This window comes from Streptomyces sp. DF42 (genome assembly GCF_058267695.1).
The window spans coordinates 2608832-2623824 of the sequence record NZ_CM177859.1; the positions used below are offsets into that span (position 1 = coordinate 2608832).

Below are 14993 nucleotides of genomic sequence, written 5' to 3' on the forward strand. Positions count from 1 at the left end.
GTCGCGGACACCGCCCGAAGGCGTAGCCCGGCTCAGACCGCGGGGACGCAGCGGCCTTCCTCCGTGTGGTACCGCCACTTCGCGCCGTCGCTCACCAGCTCCTTCACGGCGTTGACGAAGCGCTCGACGTGCTCGTCGGGGGTGCCGGCGCCGAAGCTCACCCGGATCGCGTTGAGGGACTTCTCGCCGGGCGCGGCCTCGGGGGCGCCGCACTCCCCCTGGGTCTGCGGGTCGCTGCCCAGCAGGGTGCGGACCAGCGGGTGGGCGCAGAAGAGGCCGTCGCGGACGCCGATGCCGTACTCGGCGGAGAGCGCGGCGGCGAAGTGCGAGCTGTTCCAGCCCTCGACGACGAAGGAGATCACGCCGACCCGGGGCGCGTCGTCGCCGAAGAGGGAGAGGATCCGGACCTCCGGGACTTCGGCGAGGCCCGCCTTCACCTTCTCGATCAGGTCCTGCTCGCGGGCGACCAGCGTGTCGAAGCCGGCCTCGGTGAGGGCCTTGCAGGCCGACGCGATGGAGTGGACGCCGATCACGTTCGGGGAGCCGGCCTCGTGGCGGGCGGCGCTCTCGTGCCACTCCACGTCCACTCCCCCGTCCTCGCGCCGCGTGACCTTGCGGCTGGCGCCGCCGCCCGCGAGGTAGGGGTCGGCGGCCCGGAGCCAGTCGGCGCGGCCGGCCAGCACGCCGGAGCCGAAGGGCGCGTACAGCTTGTGGCCGGAGAAGGCGACCCAGTCGACGTCGAGGTCCCGCACGGAGACCGGGTGGTGGGGGGCGAGCTGGGCCGCGTCCAGGACGATGCGGGCGCCGTGGGCGTGCGCGGCCGCCGCCAGCTCGCGCACCGGCCACAGCTCGCCGGTGACGTTCGAGGCGCCGGTCACGCAGACCAGTGCCGGGCCGTACCCGTCCTGGGGGGATGCAGTGCGGTCGGCGAGGGCGCGCTCCAGGGTCTCGACGGCCTGCCGCGGGGTGCGCGGGGCGTCGAGGTAGGTGACCCGGGCGTCCTTCCACGGGAGCAGGCTGGCGTGGTGCTCGGTCTCGAAGACGAAGACCTGGCAGTCGGCGGGGAGCGCGGCGGCGAGGAGGTTGAGCGAGTCCGTCGTGGAGCGGGTGAAGACCAGCTGGTCGTCGGGGCGGCAGTCGAGGAACTCCGCAACCGTCCTGCGGGCGTTCTCGAACAGGTCGGTCGACAGCTGGGAGAGGTATCCGGCGCCGCGGTGGACACTGCCGTAGTACGGGGCGTAGGCCGCCACGTCGTCCCAGACCCGCTGGAGGGCGGGGGCGCTGGCCGCATAGTCGAGCGCGGCGTAGGTGACCTCGCCGCCCGTCACGAGCGGGACGGTGACATCCCGGCCCAGAACGGGCAGCGGGGCACAAATGGTCTGGGCGACGGCAGCAGAGGAGACAGACATGGGGAACTCCCGTGAGAGGCAAGGAAAGTGAAAAGGGGTACGCGGGGGCGGGGCACTACGCCCTATCGCATTCGCTTGCTCACAGAAGACTCCTCGACGACCAGGACCCCTGGCTGTGGGAGGGGTCCGCGCTTGCCGCACACCTTGTTGTGCACGGCCTGGTCTTCACCCGGGGCACCCCGCCACGGACGGAGGGTTGCCGGACAGTCGGCCGGGGCCTCATGACTGTCACTCATGACCTGGTAGGACATCCTGCCATACGATCTTCGGTCCGCAAGGCGCAGTCCGGATCGTGGACTGCGCCCCGCGTCACTCCTCAGCGGTTGCTGACCGCCACCCAGCGCTCCAGCGTCCGCTTGGCCGCGCCCGAGTCGATCGACTCCGCCGCCCTGTCCATCCCGGCCCGCAGCTGCTCGGCGAGCGTCCCGGAGCCCGGATCGAGCGCCACGAGCGCCGCCGCCGAGTTCAGCAGTACGGCGTCGCGGACCGGGCCCGTCTCACCGTCCAGGAGCCTGCGGGCGACCTCCGCGTTGAACGACGGGTCGGCGCCGCGCAGGGCCTGCACCGGCACCAGTTCGAGGCCGACGTCACGGGGGTCGAAGGACTCCTCGGCGACCTTGCCGTCCCGGACGATCCAGACATGGGAGGTGGCCGTCGTGGTCAGTTCGTCGAGGCCGTCGTCGCCGCGGAAGACGAGCGAGGAGTTGCCGCGCTCGGCCAGGACGCCCGCGATCATCGGCGCCAGCCGGGGGTCGGCGACGCCGACCGCCTGGGCCTTGACCTTCGCCGGGTTGGTCAGCGGGCCCAGCGCGTTGAACACCGTCCGGATGCCCAACTGGCCGCGGGCGGCGGCGACATGACGCAGCGCCGGGTGGAACTTCACCGCGAAGCAGAACGTGATGCCCGCCTCCTCGGCCACCTCGGCCACCCGCACGGGCGTGAGGTCGAGGTTGACTCCCAGCTTCTCCAGGACGTCCGAGGAGCCGGACGCCGAGGAGGCCGCGCGGTTGCCGTGCTTGACGACCTTCGCGCCGGTGCCGGCCACCACGAGCGCCGACATCGTGGAGATGTTCACCGTCTTGGCGCCGTCGCCGCCCGTGCCGACGATGTCGACCGTGCGGCCCGACACCTCGATCACCTTGGCGTGCTCGTACATCGCCCGGACCACGCCGGTGATCTCCTGGACGGTCTCGCCCTTGGCGCGCAGGGCGACGACGAAGCCCGCGATCTGGGCGTCCGTCGCCTCACCCCGCATGATCTGGTCCATCGCCCATGCCGTCGCGTCGGCGCTCTGGTCGCGGCCGTACAGCAGGGCGTTCAGTACCTCGGGCCAGGAACGGCCCGCCGCGGTGTCGCCTCCAGCGGGGGTCACAGCGCTCATAAGGACGCTCCTGGGTGTCGTAGAAGTGTGTGAACTCGTAGCGGAGTCCGCGACCCCCACCCTATCCAGCCGGAAGGCATGGCAAAGGGCCCCGTCCGAACACCGGACGGGGCCCTTTGCTGTGGCGTGGCGACGCCGCAGCGATCAGTGGTGGCCGTGGCCGCTCGTGATCTCCTTGTACTCCTCGACGGTCGGCTTCGGAATCTGGGACTCCTCGCCGAAGTACGCCTCGCTGAGCTTGGCGCGGAGCTTCTCGGAGCCCTTCACCTTGCGCTCGACGCCGTTGTCGTCGGTCGTCGGGCCGATCTCGGCCGGCTTGTACTGCTCGTGCGCCGTGAGGGTGTGCAGCGCGTCCTGGCTGAGCGGCTCGTGGACCTCGATGAACTCACCGTGCGGCAGGCGCTTGATGATGCCCGACTCGCGGCCGTGCAGCACCTTGTCCTTGTCCCGGCGCTGGAGGCCGAGGCAGACCCGCTTGGTGGCGATGAACACGAGGACCGGCACGACGAAGAAGCCGACGCGCACGAACCAGGTGATCGAGTTGATCGACAGGTGGAAGTGCGTGGCCCACAGGTCGTTGCCGCCACCGATCATCAGCACGAAGTACCAGGAGATCCACGCGGCACCGAACGCGGTACGCGTCGGGGCGTTGCGCGGACGGTCCAGGATGTGGTGCTCGCGCCTGTCGCCGGTGACCCAGGACTCGATGAACGGGTAGACCGCGATCGAGACCAGGACCAGCGGGAAGATCACCAGCGGGATGAACACGCCCAGGACGAGCGTGTGGCCCCAGAGGTTGATCTCCCAGCCCGGCATGACACGGATCAGGCCCTCGGAGAAGCCCATGTACCAGTCGGGCTGGGCGCCCGTGGAGACCATGTCCGGCCGGTAGGGGCCCATGGACCAGATCGGGTTGATCGAGGCGATCGCCGCGATGGCCGCGATGACACCGAAGACCAGGAAGAAGAAGCCTCCGGCCTTGGCCATGTACACCGGCAGCAGCGGCATGCCCACGACGTTGTTGTTCGTACGTCCGGCGCCCGCGAACTGCGTGTGCTTGTGGTAGAAGACCAGGATCAGGTGGCCGACCAGCAGACCGAGCATGATGCCCGGCAGCAGCAGGATGTGGACCGAGTAGAAGCGGGCCACGAAGTCGCCGCCCGGGAACTCGCCGCCGAAGAGGAACATCGACAGGTACGTGCCGACGATCGGCACGGACAGGACCGCGCCCTCCATGAAGCGGACACCGGTGCCGGAGAGCAGGTCGTCCGGCAGCGAGTAACCGGTGAAGCCGGTGAACATGCCGAGGACGAGCAGCAGGAAGCCGAACAGCCAGTTGACCTCGCGCGGCTTGCGGAACGCACCCGTGAAGAACACGCGCATCATGTGCACGAACATGCCCGCGAGGAAGATCAGCGCGGCCCAGTGGTGGATCTGCCGGATCAGCAGACCACCGCGCACATCGAAGGAGATGTGCATGGTCGAGTTGAACGCCTCGGACATCATCTGGCCCTGCAGCGGGATGTAGCTGCCGTGGTACTCCACCTCGTTCATCGACGGGTGGAAGAACAGCGTCAGGTACACACCCGTGAGGATGATGATGATGAAGCTGTAGAGGCAGACCTCGCCCAGCATGAACGACCAGTGGTCGGGAAAGATCTTGCGCATGTTGGACTTGGCCAGGGAGTAGATCCCCAGACGGCCGTCGGCCCAGTCGGCGACGCGCTCGCCGGCGGGCGCTTTGCCGCGCCGCCCCCCGTTGTTCGCGGGGGTCCCGTTGGTCTCGTTGCTGCTCATCCGCGCTCCCAGAATGCAGGACCGACGGGCTCTTCGAAGTCGCCGAGCGCCTCGAGGTAGCCCTCGTCGTTCACGCCGATGCGCAGTTGCGGCAGGGCGTGACCGGCGGGGCCGAAGATCACCCGGGCACCGTCGGAGAGGTCGAAGGTGGACTGGTGGCAGGGGCACAGCACGTGGTGCGTCTGCTGCTCGTACAGCGAGATCGGGCAGCCGACGTGGGTGCAGATCTTCGAGTACGCGACGATGCCCTGGTACGACCACTCGAGCTCGCGCTTGTCCTTGATGTTGTCCGGCTGGATCCGGACGATCATCAGGGCCGCCTTGGCGATCTGGGTCTGGAAGTCCTCGTCGTGCTCCTCCAGGCCCTCGGGCTTGGCGAAGGTGAGCGAGCCGACGGCGACGTCCGAGGCGCGCAGCGGCTCGTTCGTGTTCATGTTGACGAGCAGCTTGCCCTTGGACCACAGCGTGTGGCGGAGCTTCGTACCCGGCAGCGGGCCGAGGTCGCGCAGCAGCATGACGCCGGACAGCGGGAACAGGGCCAGCGCACCGAACATCGTGTTGCGGATCAGCTTGCGACGACCGAGCGCGGACTCCTTGGCACCTTGCCGGAAGTCGTCCATCACCTTGGCCTTGACCTCGGGCGAGGCCTCGATCGGGTGACGCTCGTCGGCGACCTCCTCGTCGGACATCAGGGTGCGGGCCCAGTGGACCGCGCCCGCGCCGATGGCGAACAGCGCGAGGCCCAGGGTCAGGCCCAGCGCGAAGTTCAGCGCGTTGATGTGACCGATCGGGAAGACGTAGATCGCCTTGTCGTGCGGGATCGCCACGTACGAGGCGATGAAGCCCACCGTGGCGAGCATGGAGACCGTGAACAGCATGGCCACCACACGCTCGGACCGCTTGGCGGCCCGCTCGTCGATGTCCTGGACACGGTGCTCGTGGGGCGGCAGACCGGGGTCCGCGAACGGGTTCTTCTCGTCCGCGATGCTCACGGTGCCGTGCGCGTCCTGCTCTGCGGGCAGGTTCTCTTCTGGAATGTCTTGGCTACTCATGACTTCTTGGCCTTTGCGGTCCGAGCGGCGACCCAGACGGCGACCGCGATCAGCGCGCCGAGTCCGAAGATCCAGGCGAACAGGCCCTCGGAGACCGGGCCGAGACCGCCCAGCTCAAGACCGCCGGGGCTCTCGGTGTCGTCACCGTTGACCGCGTTCAGGTACGCGATGATGTCCTTCTTGTTCTGCTCCGACAGCGTGGTGTCGGGGAACGACGGCATGTTCTGCGGGCCGGTCTGCATGGCCTCGTAGATGTGCTTCGGGTCGACGCCTTCAAGACTAGGCGCGTACTTGCCGTGCGTCAGCGCGCCGCCCTTGCCGGTGAAGTTGTGGCACTGCGCGCAGTTGGTGCGGAACAGCTCGCCACCCTTGGCGATGTCAGCACCTTCCGGGCCGTACTGCGTCTTCGTCGGGACGGTCGGGCCGGCGCCGAGGGAGGAGATGTACGCCGCGAGCTGGTCGATCTGCGCCTGGGTGTAGATCACCTTCTTGCTCGGGATCTGCGCACCCGGCTGCTGGGCCGGCATACGGCCGGTGCCGACCTGGAAGTCGACGGCCGCGCTGCCCACGCCCACCAGGCTCGGACCGTCGGAGGTGCCCTGACCGCCGGTGCCGTGGCAGCTGGCGCAGCCCACGGCGTAGAGCTTCTGGCCCTCGTCGATGGCGAGAGACTGGGCTGTTTCATCGGCCTGCGCCCTGCTCGCGGGTGCGAACGCGGCGTACAGCCCCCCGGTGCATGCCAGCGCGAGGAGTAGGACGACGAGCGCCGCCATGGGATGGCGTCGTCGTGCGGAGAGCTTTTTCACGGATTACCCCGGTGTCAGGATCTTCTGCGTCGATGCTTCTGGGATGTGCGCCTGTGGGCGCACGCGGGAACGGTCCCGGCTACTTGATCAGGTAGATCGTGGCGAAGAGGCCGATCCACACGACATCGACGAAGTGCCAGTAGTAGGACACGACGATGGCCGCGGTCGCCTGCTCGTGGGTGAACCTCTTCGCCGCGTAGGTGCGGCCGAGGACGAACAGGAAGGCGATGAGGCCGCCCGTCACGTGCATGCCGTGGAACCCGGTGGTCAGGTAGAACACCGAGCCGTACGGGTCGGAGGACAGAGAGAGTCCGTCCTTCTTCACCAGCTCCGTGTACTCGAAGATCTGACCGCCGATGAAGATCGCACCCATGACGAAGGTGACGATGAACCAGCCCCGGAGCTTCTTCACGTCCCCGCGCTCGGCGGCGAAGACGCCGAGCTGGCAGGTCAGGGAGGAGAGCACCAGGATCGTGGTGTTGGTCGCGGAGAACGGAAGGTTGAGATGGCTCGCCATCTCCTTCCAGTGATCCGGACCGGTCACCGATCGCAGGGTGAAATACATCGCGAAGAGGGCCGCGAAGAACATCAGCTCGGAACTCAGCCAGATGATGGTTCCGACGCTGGTGAGGTTCGGCCGGTTGACCGACGGGTGCGCGTGCCCGGTTTCTACTGTCGTTGCTGTCGCCACGACCGACATTATGTCGGTCCCTTATCCCGCCCTCACTCCGGGGGGTACCGTTCGGAGTGTCCGTACCGCGTGTACTGCTCATATGGCCCATCGAAGCCGTGTTCCAACAGGTGTTGACTCGGTGTTCATGGGAGTAGCATCCGCCCCATCGGTAACCGATGTTCCCGACCAACGATGCGGAGGAACGATGCAGGCGACCGCCACGGTGCTGGTCTACAGCGATGACTCCAACACCCGCGAACAAGTCCGGTTGGCGACCGGACGCAGGCCTGCGCCGGACGCTCCCGTCGTCGAGTTCCTGGAATGCGCGACGCAGGCGGCCGTCCTCAAGGAGCTGGACAGGGGCGGGATCGACGTCTGTGTCCTGGACGGCGAGGCCGTGCCCATGGGCGGCATGGGCCTGTGCCGCCAGCTCAAGGACGAGGTGTTCAACTGCCCGCCGGTGCTGCTGCTGATCGGCCGGCCGCAGGACGCGTGGCTGGCGACCTGGAGCCGTGCGGACGCGGCTGTGACGCTCCCTGCGGATCCGGTGGAGTTCGCTGCCGCGTTGGCCTCCCTGCTGCGGCAGAAGAGGCTTCAGCAGAGCGCCTAGAGCTGCTCAGACGCTCTGCGGCCTGAGCCGGGCTCGCTCCGCCGAGCTCGGGCCGTCGGGCGTGCCGGCGACCAGCGCGCTGCCGGTGCGCCAGTTCTGCCAGGTGAGGTTCCAGTCACCGAAGCCGTTGCCGAAGGGCTCCATGGTGTCGCCGCCCGAGTTGACGACCTTCACCACGTCGCCCTCGTGGACGGTGTCGAAGAACCACTCGGCGTTGCTGGTGCTCATGCCGGTGCAGCCGTGGCTGACGTTGGCGTAGCCCTGGGAGCCGACGGACCAGGGCGCGGCGTGCACGTACTCGCCGCTCCAGGTCAGCCGGGTCGCGTAGTAGACGGGCAGGTCGTACGAGTCCGAGCTGCCCTCGGCGATGCCGACCGTGGCGCTGCGCATACGTACGAAGTACTGCTTGCCCAGGACCACCTTGACGCCGTTGCGGGTGTCGAAGCCGGGCTTGCCGGTGGTGACGGGGAGTTCTTTTATGTCCTCACCGTTCTTGTAGACCGTCATGGAGTGCGACGCCGCGTCGGTGACGGCGACGATGCTGTCGCCGATGGTGAGCTTCAGCGCCTTGCTCTTGGTGCCCCACAGGCGGTCGCCGACCTTGACGCCGTCGAGGTCGCTGTGGACCTGGACGGTGGCCTGGGCGGGCCAGTAGTCCTTGGGGCGGTAGTGGAGTTCCTTGTCGCTCACCCAGTGCCAGGCGCCCTGCACCGCGGGCACGGCGTCCACCCGTAGGGCCCGTTCGACGACGGCCCGTTGTGCCTTGTCCTTGACGGGCTTGTCGAGTTCGGCGGTGACGGGCTGGCCGACGCCGTACGTCCCCGACTTGGGCCCGAACGTCACGCCAAGGCGCTTCTTGGTGGTGGGCGTGGTGGTGTCGAAGTCGAGGACCTTGCGTCCCGGTGCCCCGTCGTCGTCCTCCGTGCTCACCCGCACCGTGTAGTGCGCGTTGGCGGCGAGCGGGGAGGTGCTGCGCCAGCGGGAGCCGTCGGCGGAGAGTTCGCCCGTCACATAGCGGCCTGTGGCGTCCACGGCCGTGACGTCGGTGATGCGGTCGTCGTCGGCGGTGACCTCCAGGGGCTTGTCCGGGTCGGCCTTCTTCCCGTCTCCCGTGGGGCCCTTGAAGGAGATCTGGTCCGTCGCGTCGTACGGCTTGTCGGTCAGCGGGTTGCCGCCGCTGCTGCAAGAGGTGCCGCCCGCGCCGAGGGCGATCACCAGCAGCGTGCAGCTGACGACGATGCGGGTGCGCGGAGAGTGGTTCATGTCCCTCACGCTAGGGACGTTCGTCAAGCACGGCGCGCCGGGTGACTCGTTCGAGCGAACGGTATTGCGGCAAACGCAGGAGCCCGGACGCTCCTGACGGAGTGTCCGGGCCCCTGTTGCGCTCTGCGCGTGCTACTGGGTGCGGTTCTCACCGCGGTAGTACTCGAAGACCCAGCCGTAGAGGCCGATCATGATGATCGGAGCGGAGAAGTACAGCAGCCACCAGCCGATCGCGATCGACAGGAAGGCCAGCGCGCCACCGAAACCGAGGGCGAGCGGCTGCCAGCTGTGCGGGCTGAAGAACCCGACCTCGCCGGCGTCGTCCGCGACGTCCGCGTCCCTGTTGTCCATGGCACCCGCGTCGACCCGCCGGGCCGTGAAGCCCAGGTAGAAGCCGACCATGATGCACAGACCGAACGCCAGGAAGAGGGCCGTGGTACCGGCCGGCTCCTTCGACCACACGCCATAGACGACCGCCATGGCGAGGACGAAGACGCTCAGCCACATGAACATCTTGCCCTGAACCTTCACTTGCCGGCCTCCTTGCCACCAGCCAGAGCCTTCTCACCGTGAGGCGCGTTCTCGAGCTGGTCGAGAGCGGCGATCTCAGGGTGATGCAGGTCGAACGCCGGGGATTCACTGCGGATCCGCGGCAGGGTGAGGAAGTTGTGCCGCGGCGGCGGGCACGAGGTGGCCCACTCCAGCGAGCGGCCGTAGCCCCACGGGTCGTCGACGCCGACCGGCTTGCCGTACTTGGCCGTCTTCCACACGTTGTAGAGGAACGGCAGGATCGACATGCCGAGCAGGAACGAGCTGATCGTCGAGATCGTGTTCAGGGCGGTGAAGCCGTCGGCCGCGAGGTAGTCCGCGTAACGACGGGGCATGCCCTCGGCGCCCAGCCAGTGCTGGACCAGGAAGGTGCCGTGGAAGCCGATGAACAGCGTCCAGAACGTGATCTTGCCGAGCCGCTCGTCCAGCATCTTCCCGGTCATCTTCGGCCACCAGAAGTGGAAGCCGGAGAACATCGCGAAGACGACGGTGCCGAACACCACGTAGTGGAAGTGCGCCACCACGAAGTACGAGTCGGACACATGGAAGTCCATCGGCGGCGAGGCCAGGATGACGCCGGTGAGGCCGCCGAAGGTGAAGGTGACCAGGAAGCCGGTGGCCCAGAGCATCGGGGTCTCGAAACTCAGGGACCCCTTCCACATCGTTCCGATCCAGTTGAAGAACTTCACGCCGGTCGGTACGGCGATGAGGAACGTCATGAAGGAGAAGAACGGCAGCAGCACACCGCCGGTGACGTACATGTGGTGGGCCCACACCGTCACGGACAGGCCGGCGATCGCGATGGTCGCGCCGATCAGGCCCATGTAGCCGAACATCGGCTTGCGGGAGAAGACCGGGATGACCTCGGAGATGATGCCGAAGAACGGCAGCGCGATGATGTACACCTCTGGATGGCCGAAGAACCAGAAGAGGTGTTGCCACAGCAGCGCTCCGCCGTTGGCCGCGTCGAAGACATGTGCCCCGAATTTCCGATCCGCCTCCAGCGCGAACAGCGCGGCGGCCAGGACGGGGAAGGCGAGCAGCACCAGCACCGCGGTCAGCAGCACGTTCCACACGAAGATCGGCATGCGGAACATGGTCATGCCGGGCGCGCGCATGCAGATGATGGTGGTGATGAAGTTGACCGCACCGAGGATGGTGCCGAAGCCGGAGAAGGCCAGACCCATGATCCACAGGTCGGCGCCGATGCCCGGGGAGCGCACCGCGTCCGACAGCGGGGAGTAGGCGAACCAGCCGAAGTCGGCCGCACCCGAGGGGGTGAGGAAGCCGCCGACCGCGATCGTCGAGCCGAACAGGTAGAGCCAGTAGGCGAACATGTTCAGCCGCGGGAACGCCACGTCGGGCGCGCCGATCTGCAGCGGCATGATCCAGTTCGTGAAGCCGGCGAACAGCGGCGTCGCGAACATCAGCAGCATGATCGTGCCGTGCATCGTGAACGCCTGGTTGAACTGCTCGTTCGACATGATCTGCAGACCCGGCCGGGCGAGCTCGGCACGCATCAGCAGCGCCATGACGCCGCCGATCAGGAAGAACGCGAACGACGTGACGAGATAGAGCGTCCCGATCGTCTTGTGGTCAGTGGTGGTGAGCCACTTGATCACGACGTTGCCGGGCTGCTTGCGCCGGACCGGCAGTTCGTCTGAGTAGTGCCCCTCACCTGCCGGGGCACCCTGGGGTTCGTTGACGATGCTCACAGGTTGTTCGTCTCCCGGTTCTTCTCGTGGCTCGTCTGCGCGATGCCGGCGGGAACGTAACCGGTCTGCCCCTTCTTGGCGAGGTCCTTGAGGTGCTGCTCGTAGCGCTCAGGGGAGACGACCTTCACGTTGAACAGCATCCGGGAGTGGTCGACGCCGCAGAGCTCGGCGCACTTGCCCAGGAAGGTGCCCTCCTTGTTGGGGACCACCTGGAAGGCATTGGTGTGGCCTGGGATGACGTCCATCTTCATCAGGAACGGCACCACCCAGAAGGAGTGGATGACGTCACGCGAGGTGAGGACGAAGCGGACCGTCTTCCCCTCGGGCAGCCACAGCGTGGGGCCCGGGTTACCGGTCTGCGGGTTCTTCGTCGCGGGCGTGCCGACGTCGTAGACTCCGCCGGCGTTGGCCGGGAAGTCGTTCTTGAACCGGTCCGGGATCGCGGCCAGGTTCTTGTCGGTCTTCGCGTCACCGGTGGAACCGTCGACGGGCTCGATGTAGTTGAAGCCCCAGCTCCACTGGAAGCCGACGACGTTCACCGTGACGTCCGGCTTCTTGTCGAGGCTGAGGAGCTTCGTCTCGTCACGTGCCGTGAAGTAGAACAGCACCGAGACGATGACGAGCGGAACGACCGTGTACAGCGCCTCGATCGGCATGTTGTACCGGGTCTGCGGAGGAACCTCGACCTTGGTCCGGCTGCGCCGGTGGAAGATGGTCGCCCACAGGATCAGGCCCCACACCAGCACGCCGGTGGCCAGCGCGGCCGCCCAGGAACCCTGCCACAGGGAGAGGATCCGCGGAGCCTCTTCCGTGACGGGGGTGGGCATACCAAGGCGGGGGAAGTCCTTGTATGTGCAACCGGTGGCGGTCGCCAGGACCAGGCCCGCGGTCATTGCCTGCAGCAGCTTCCGCCGCATCGGGCGCCGCGGCGAGCGGTCGGAGCCGTTGGGACTCACGTAGCGCCTTCCCGAGAGTCTCGCCCGCGCGTATTGGCTGCGGCCTTCTCGCTGGTCGGTCGCCGCCCTGCGTCGGGCAGGGGTTTGGATGTTTATGCGGACCAAACCCTAGCCGACGCGTTCCAGGGGGTCGCGGGGAGGGGTGCCTAGTCACTCAGTGGGTTCGCTGGATTGGCGGCTGCGGGTTCGTTGCGGCTTGTCGCGCGGTTCCCCGCGCCCCAATGGGTCGACTGCAACCAGGAACGTCTTAGCGTTTGCGTATGTCCTATCTCGACGCCGCTTCCTCCGCTCCCCTCCATCCCGTTGCCCGTCAGGCGTTGTTGGCCTCCCTGGATGAAGGGTGGGCCGATCCCGCGCGTCTCCATCGGGAGGGGCGGCGGGCTCGGATGTTGCTGGATGCGGCGCGGGAGGCGGCTGCCGAGGCCGTGGGGTGCCGTACCGACGAACTGGTTTTCACCTCTTCCGGAACCCGCGCCGTGCATGCGGGAATCGCGGGGGCGCTGGCCGGGCGTCACCGGATCGGGGGTCACCTGATCGTGTCGGCGGTCGAACATTCCTCGGTGCTCCATGCGGCTGACACGCACGAGGCCGGCGGCGGGAGTGTCACACGGATCGCGGTGGACCGGACGGGCAGGGCGGCGCCGGAGTCGTACGCCGCCGCTCTGCGGCCCGACACCGCGCTCGCCTGTCTTCAGTCCGCCAATCACGAGGTGGGGACCGAGCAGCCGGTGGCCGACGTGGCCGCCGTGTGCCGGGAGGCCGGGGTGCCGCTGTTGGTGGATGCGGCGCAGTCGTTGGGGTGGGGGCCGGTCGAGGGTGACTGGTCGCTGCTCGCGGCCAGTGCCCACAAGTGGGGTGGGCCCTCGGGGGTGGGACTGCTCGTCGTACGGAAAGGGGTGCGGTTCGCGCCGCGAGGGCCCGTGGACGAGCGGGAGTCGGGCCGGGCGCCGGGCTTCGAGAACCTGCCTGCCATTGTCGCGGCAGCGGCTTCCCTGCGGGCGGTGCGCGCGGAGGCGGCGCAAGAGGCGGTACGGCTGCGGGAACTGACGGAGCGGATCCGGGTGCGGGTGGCGCAGTCGGTGCCGGACGTGGAGGTGGTCGGGGATCCGGAGCGGCGACTGCCGGGGATCGTCACCTTCTCCTGTCTCTATGTCGACGGGGAGACACTGCTCCACGAGCTCGACCGGGAGGGTTTCTCCGTCTCGTCCGGATCGTCCTGTACGAGCAGCACGCTGACACCGAGCCATGTGCTGAAGGCGATGGGGGTGCTGAGTGAGGGGAATGTGCGGGTTTCTTTGCCGACGGGGACGACCCGGGAGGAAGTGGAGCGGTTCCTGGAGGTGTTGCCGGGGGCGGTGGCGGGGGTGCGGGAGAAGCTCGGGGCTTCGGACCTGGCCACGGCCGTGCAGCAGGACGTTCTCGTCGTCGACGCTCTCGGCAGGCGCTGCCCGATCCCCGTCATCGAACTCGCCAAGGTCATCGGAGGCGTCCCGGTGGGCGGCACGGTGCGGGTGCTGTCCGACGACGAGGCGGCGCGGCTGGACATTCCGGCGTGGTGCGAGATGCGGGGGCAGGAGTACCTGGGCGAGGAGCCGGCGGACCAGGGCTCCGCGTACCTGGTCCGCCGGGTGTCGTAGCTCAGGCCAGGTGCTTCTGGACCTCGGCCGCCGCCTCGTCGCCGTACGCCTTGGCGAAGCGGTCCATGAAGTGACCGCGGCGCAGCTGGTACTCCTGGGTGCCGACCGTCTCGATGACGAGCGTGGCGAGCATGCAGCCGACCTGGGCCGCGCGCTCCATGGAGACGCCCCAGGCCAGGCCGGAGAGGAAGCCGGCGCGGAAGGCGTCACCGACGCCCGTGGGGTCGGCCTTGCGCTCCTCCTGCGCGCAGCCGACCTCGATCGGGTCCTCGCCCTTGCGCTCGACGCGGACTCCGCGGGAGCCGAGGGTGGTGATGCGGTGGCCGACCTTGGCGAGGATCTGCTCGTCGCTCCAGCCGGTCTTGGACTCGATGAGGCCCTTCTCGTACTCGTTCGAGAAGAGGTACGTGGCGCCCTCCAGCAGTATCCGGATCTCGTCGCCGTTCATCCGGGCGATCTGCTGGGAGAAGTCCGCGGCGAAGGGGATCGACCGGGAACGGCACTCCTCGGTGTGCCGGAGCATGCCCTCGGGGTCGTCGGCGCCGATCAGGACCAGGTCCAGGCCGCCCACGCGGTCCGCGACGGTCTTCAGCTCGATCAGGCGGGCCTCGCTCATCGCGCCCGTGTAGAAGGAGCCGATCTGGTTGTGGTCGGCGTCCGTGGTGCACACGAAGCGGGCGGTGTGCAGGGTCTCGGAGATGCGGACCGAGCCGGTGTCGACGCCGTGCCGGTCCAGCCAGTCGCGGTACTCGGCGAAGTCGGAGCCCGCGGCACCGACCAGGATCGGCTGCGTGCCGAGCTGGCCCATGCCGAAGGCGATGTTCGCGCCGACACCGCCCCGGCGTACGTCGAGGTTGTCGACCAGGAAGGAGAGCGAGACCGTGTGCAGCTGGTCCGCGACGAGCTGGTCGGCGAAGCGGCCGGGGAAGGTCATGAGGTGGTCGGTGGCGATGGAGCCGGTGACTGCGATGCGCACGGCGGGGACTCTCCTGTGGAATCAAGGGGGCGCGCGATAGCGCTCGTTGGAGGGGCGGTGGCGGGAGACGGGAGGGCGGATTGACACTTCACGCTACCGGGTCGTAGCGGGGCGCTGAAGAGGGGCTCTGAAGTGGCCGAAACTACCCGATAGTAGATCTTTCTTCGCA

The 14993-nt window shown here is 68.0% G+C and carries 13 protein-coding genes and 1 riboswitch; of the genes, 2 read left to right on the top strand and 11 right to left on the bottom strand.

From position 1 onward, the window contains the following. Positions 1-32: 32 nt before the first annotated feature. From ACYUED_RS11955 to ctaE, 6 genes are all read right to left on the bottom strand, one after another. Positions 33-1409: an aminotransferase class V-fold PLP-dependent enzyme gene (locus ACYUED_RS11955; RefSeq protein WP_491292256.1), complete on the bottom strand. Its 1377-nt coding sequence runs from the start codon at positions 1407-1409 to the stop codon at positions 33-35. A gap of 123 nt (positions 1410-1532) precedes the next feature. After that, positions 1533-1649: riboswitch (SAM riboswitch) on the bottom strand. A gap of 76 nt (positions 1650-1725) precedes the next feature. After that, positions 1726-2790 carry an anthranilate phosphoribosyltransferase gene (trpD, locus tag ACYUED_RS11960; RefSeq protein WP_491292257.1) on the bottom strand — a complete coding sequence of 355 codons (1065 nt, stop codon included), beginning with the start codon at positions 2788-2790 and terminating at the stop codon, positions 1726-1728. Between the two features lie 144 nt (positions 2791-2934). Beyond that, entirely contained in the window at positions 2935-4587 is a 1653-nt protein-coding gene (qcrB, locus tag ACYUED_RS11965) for a cytochrome bc1 complex cytochrome b subunit (protein ID WP_491292258.1), read from the bottom strand. Further along, positions 4584-5639 carry a cytochrome bc1 complex Rieske iron-sulfur subunit gene (gene qcrA / locus ACYUED_RS11970; protein WP_491292259.1) on the bottom strand — a complete coding sequence of 352 codons (1056 nt, stop codon included), beginning with the start codon at positions 5637-5639 and terminating at the stop codon, positions 4584-4586. Before qcrA ends, qcrB begins: the two co-directional genes overlap by 4 nt. Beyond that, positions 5636-6445 (bottom strand): cytochrome bc1 complex diheme cytochrome c subunit, encoded by an 810-nt coding sequence (gene qcrC, locus ACYUED_RS11975; protein ID WP_491292260.1) that lies wholly within the window; start codon positions 6443-6445, stop codon positions 5636-5638. Before qcrC ends, qcrA begins: the two co-directional genes overlap by 4 nt. 79 nt (positions 6446-6524) lie before the next feature. Next, positions 6525-7145, bottom strand: coding sequence for an aa3-type cytochrome oxidase subunit III (ctaE, locus tag ACYUED_RS11980; RefSeq protein ID WP_242760872.1), 621 nt, complete (start codon positions 7143-7145; stop codon positions 6525-6527). 178 nt (positions 7146-7323) lie between these two features. Here ctaE and ACYUED_RS11985 point away from each other — a divergent pair, with 178 nt between their 5' ends. Next, positions 7324-7728 carry a response regulator gene (locus ACYUED_RS11985; protein ID WP_491292261.1) on the top strand — a complete coding sequence of 135 codons (405 nt, stop codon included), beginning with the start codon at positions 7324-7326 and terminating at the stop codon, positions 7726-7728. A 6-nt stretch (positions 7729-7734) separates the two neighbouring features. Here ACYUED_RS11985 and ACYUED_RS11990 read toward each other — a convergent pair whose 3' ends face one another. The 4 genes from ACYUED_RS11990 to ctaC all read right to left on the bottom strand — a co-directional run bounded on the left by ACYUED_RS11990 (position 7735) and on the right by ctaC (position 12211). Next, positions 7735-8991, bottom strand: coding sequence for a L,D-transpeptidase (locus ACYUED_RS11990; RefSeq protein WP_491292262.1), 1257 nt, complete (start codon positions 8989-8991; stop codon positions 7735-7737). A gap of 132 nt (positions 8992-9123) precedes the next feature. Next, positions 9124-9522 carry a cytochrome c oxidase subunit 4 gene (locus ACYUED_RS11995; RefSeq protein WP_266679367.1) on the bottom strand — a complete coding sequence of 133 codons (399 nt, stop codon included), beginning with the start codon at positions 9520-9522 and terminating at the stop codon, positions 9124-9126. Next, positions 9519-11255, bottom strand: a complete 1737-nt coding sequence (ctaD, locus tag ACYUED_RS12000; protein WP_491292263.1) for an aa3-type cytochrome oxidase subunit I — start codon at positions 11253-11255, stop codon at positions 9519-9521. The genes ACYUED_RS11995 and ctaD overlap by 4 nt, the downstream gene beginning before the upstream one ends. Then, on the bottom strand, positions 11252-12211 hold the full coding sequence (gene ctaC, locus ACYUED_RS12005) for an aa3-type cytochrome oxidase subunit II (protein ID WP_491292265.1): 960 nt from the start codon (positions 12209-12211) through the stop codon (positions 11252-11254). Before ctaC ends, ctaD begins: the two co-directional genes overlap by 4 nt. A 260-nt stretch (positions 12212-12471) precedes the next feature. Between ctaC and ACYUED_RS12010 the strand changes: the two genes are divergently transcribed. Beyond that, positions 12472-13848: a cysteine desulfurase/sulfurtransferase TusA family protein gene (locus ACYUED_RS12010; RefSeq protein WP_491292266.1), complete on the top strand. Its 1377-nt coding sequence runs from the start codon at positions 12472-12474 to the stop codon at positions 13846-13848. Position 13849: 1 nt separating this feature from the next. Here ACYUED_RS12010 and ACYUED_RS12015 read toward each other — a convergent pair whose 3' ends face one another. After that, complete coding sequence (locus tag ACYUED_RS12015; protein WP_491292267.1) at positions 13850-14824, bottom strand: carbohydrate kinase family protein; 975 nt, start codon at positions 14822-14824, stop codon at positions 13850-13852. Between the last annotated feature and the right edge of the window lie 169 nt (positions 14825-14993).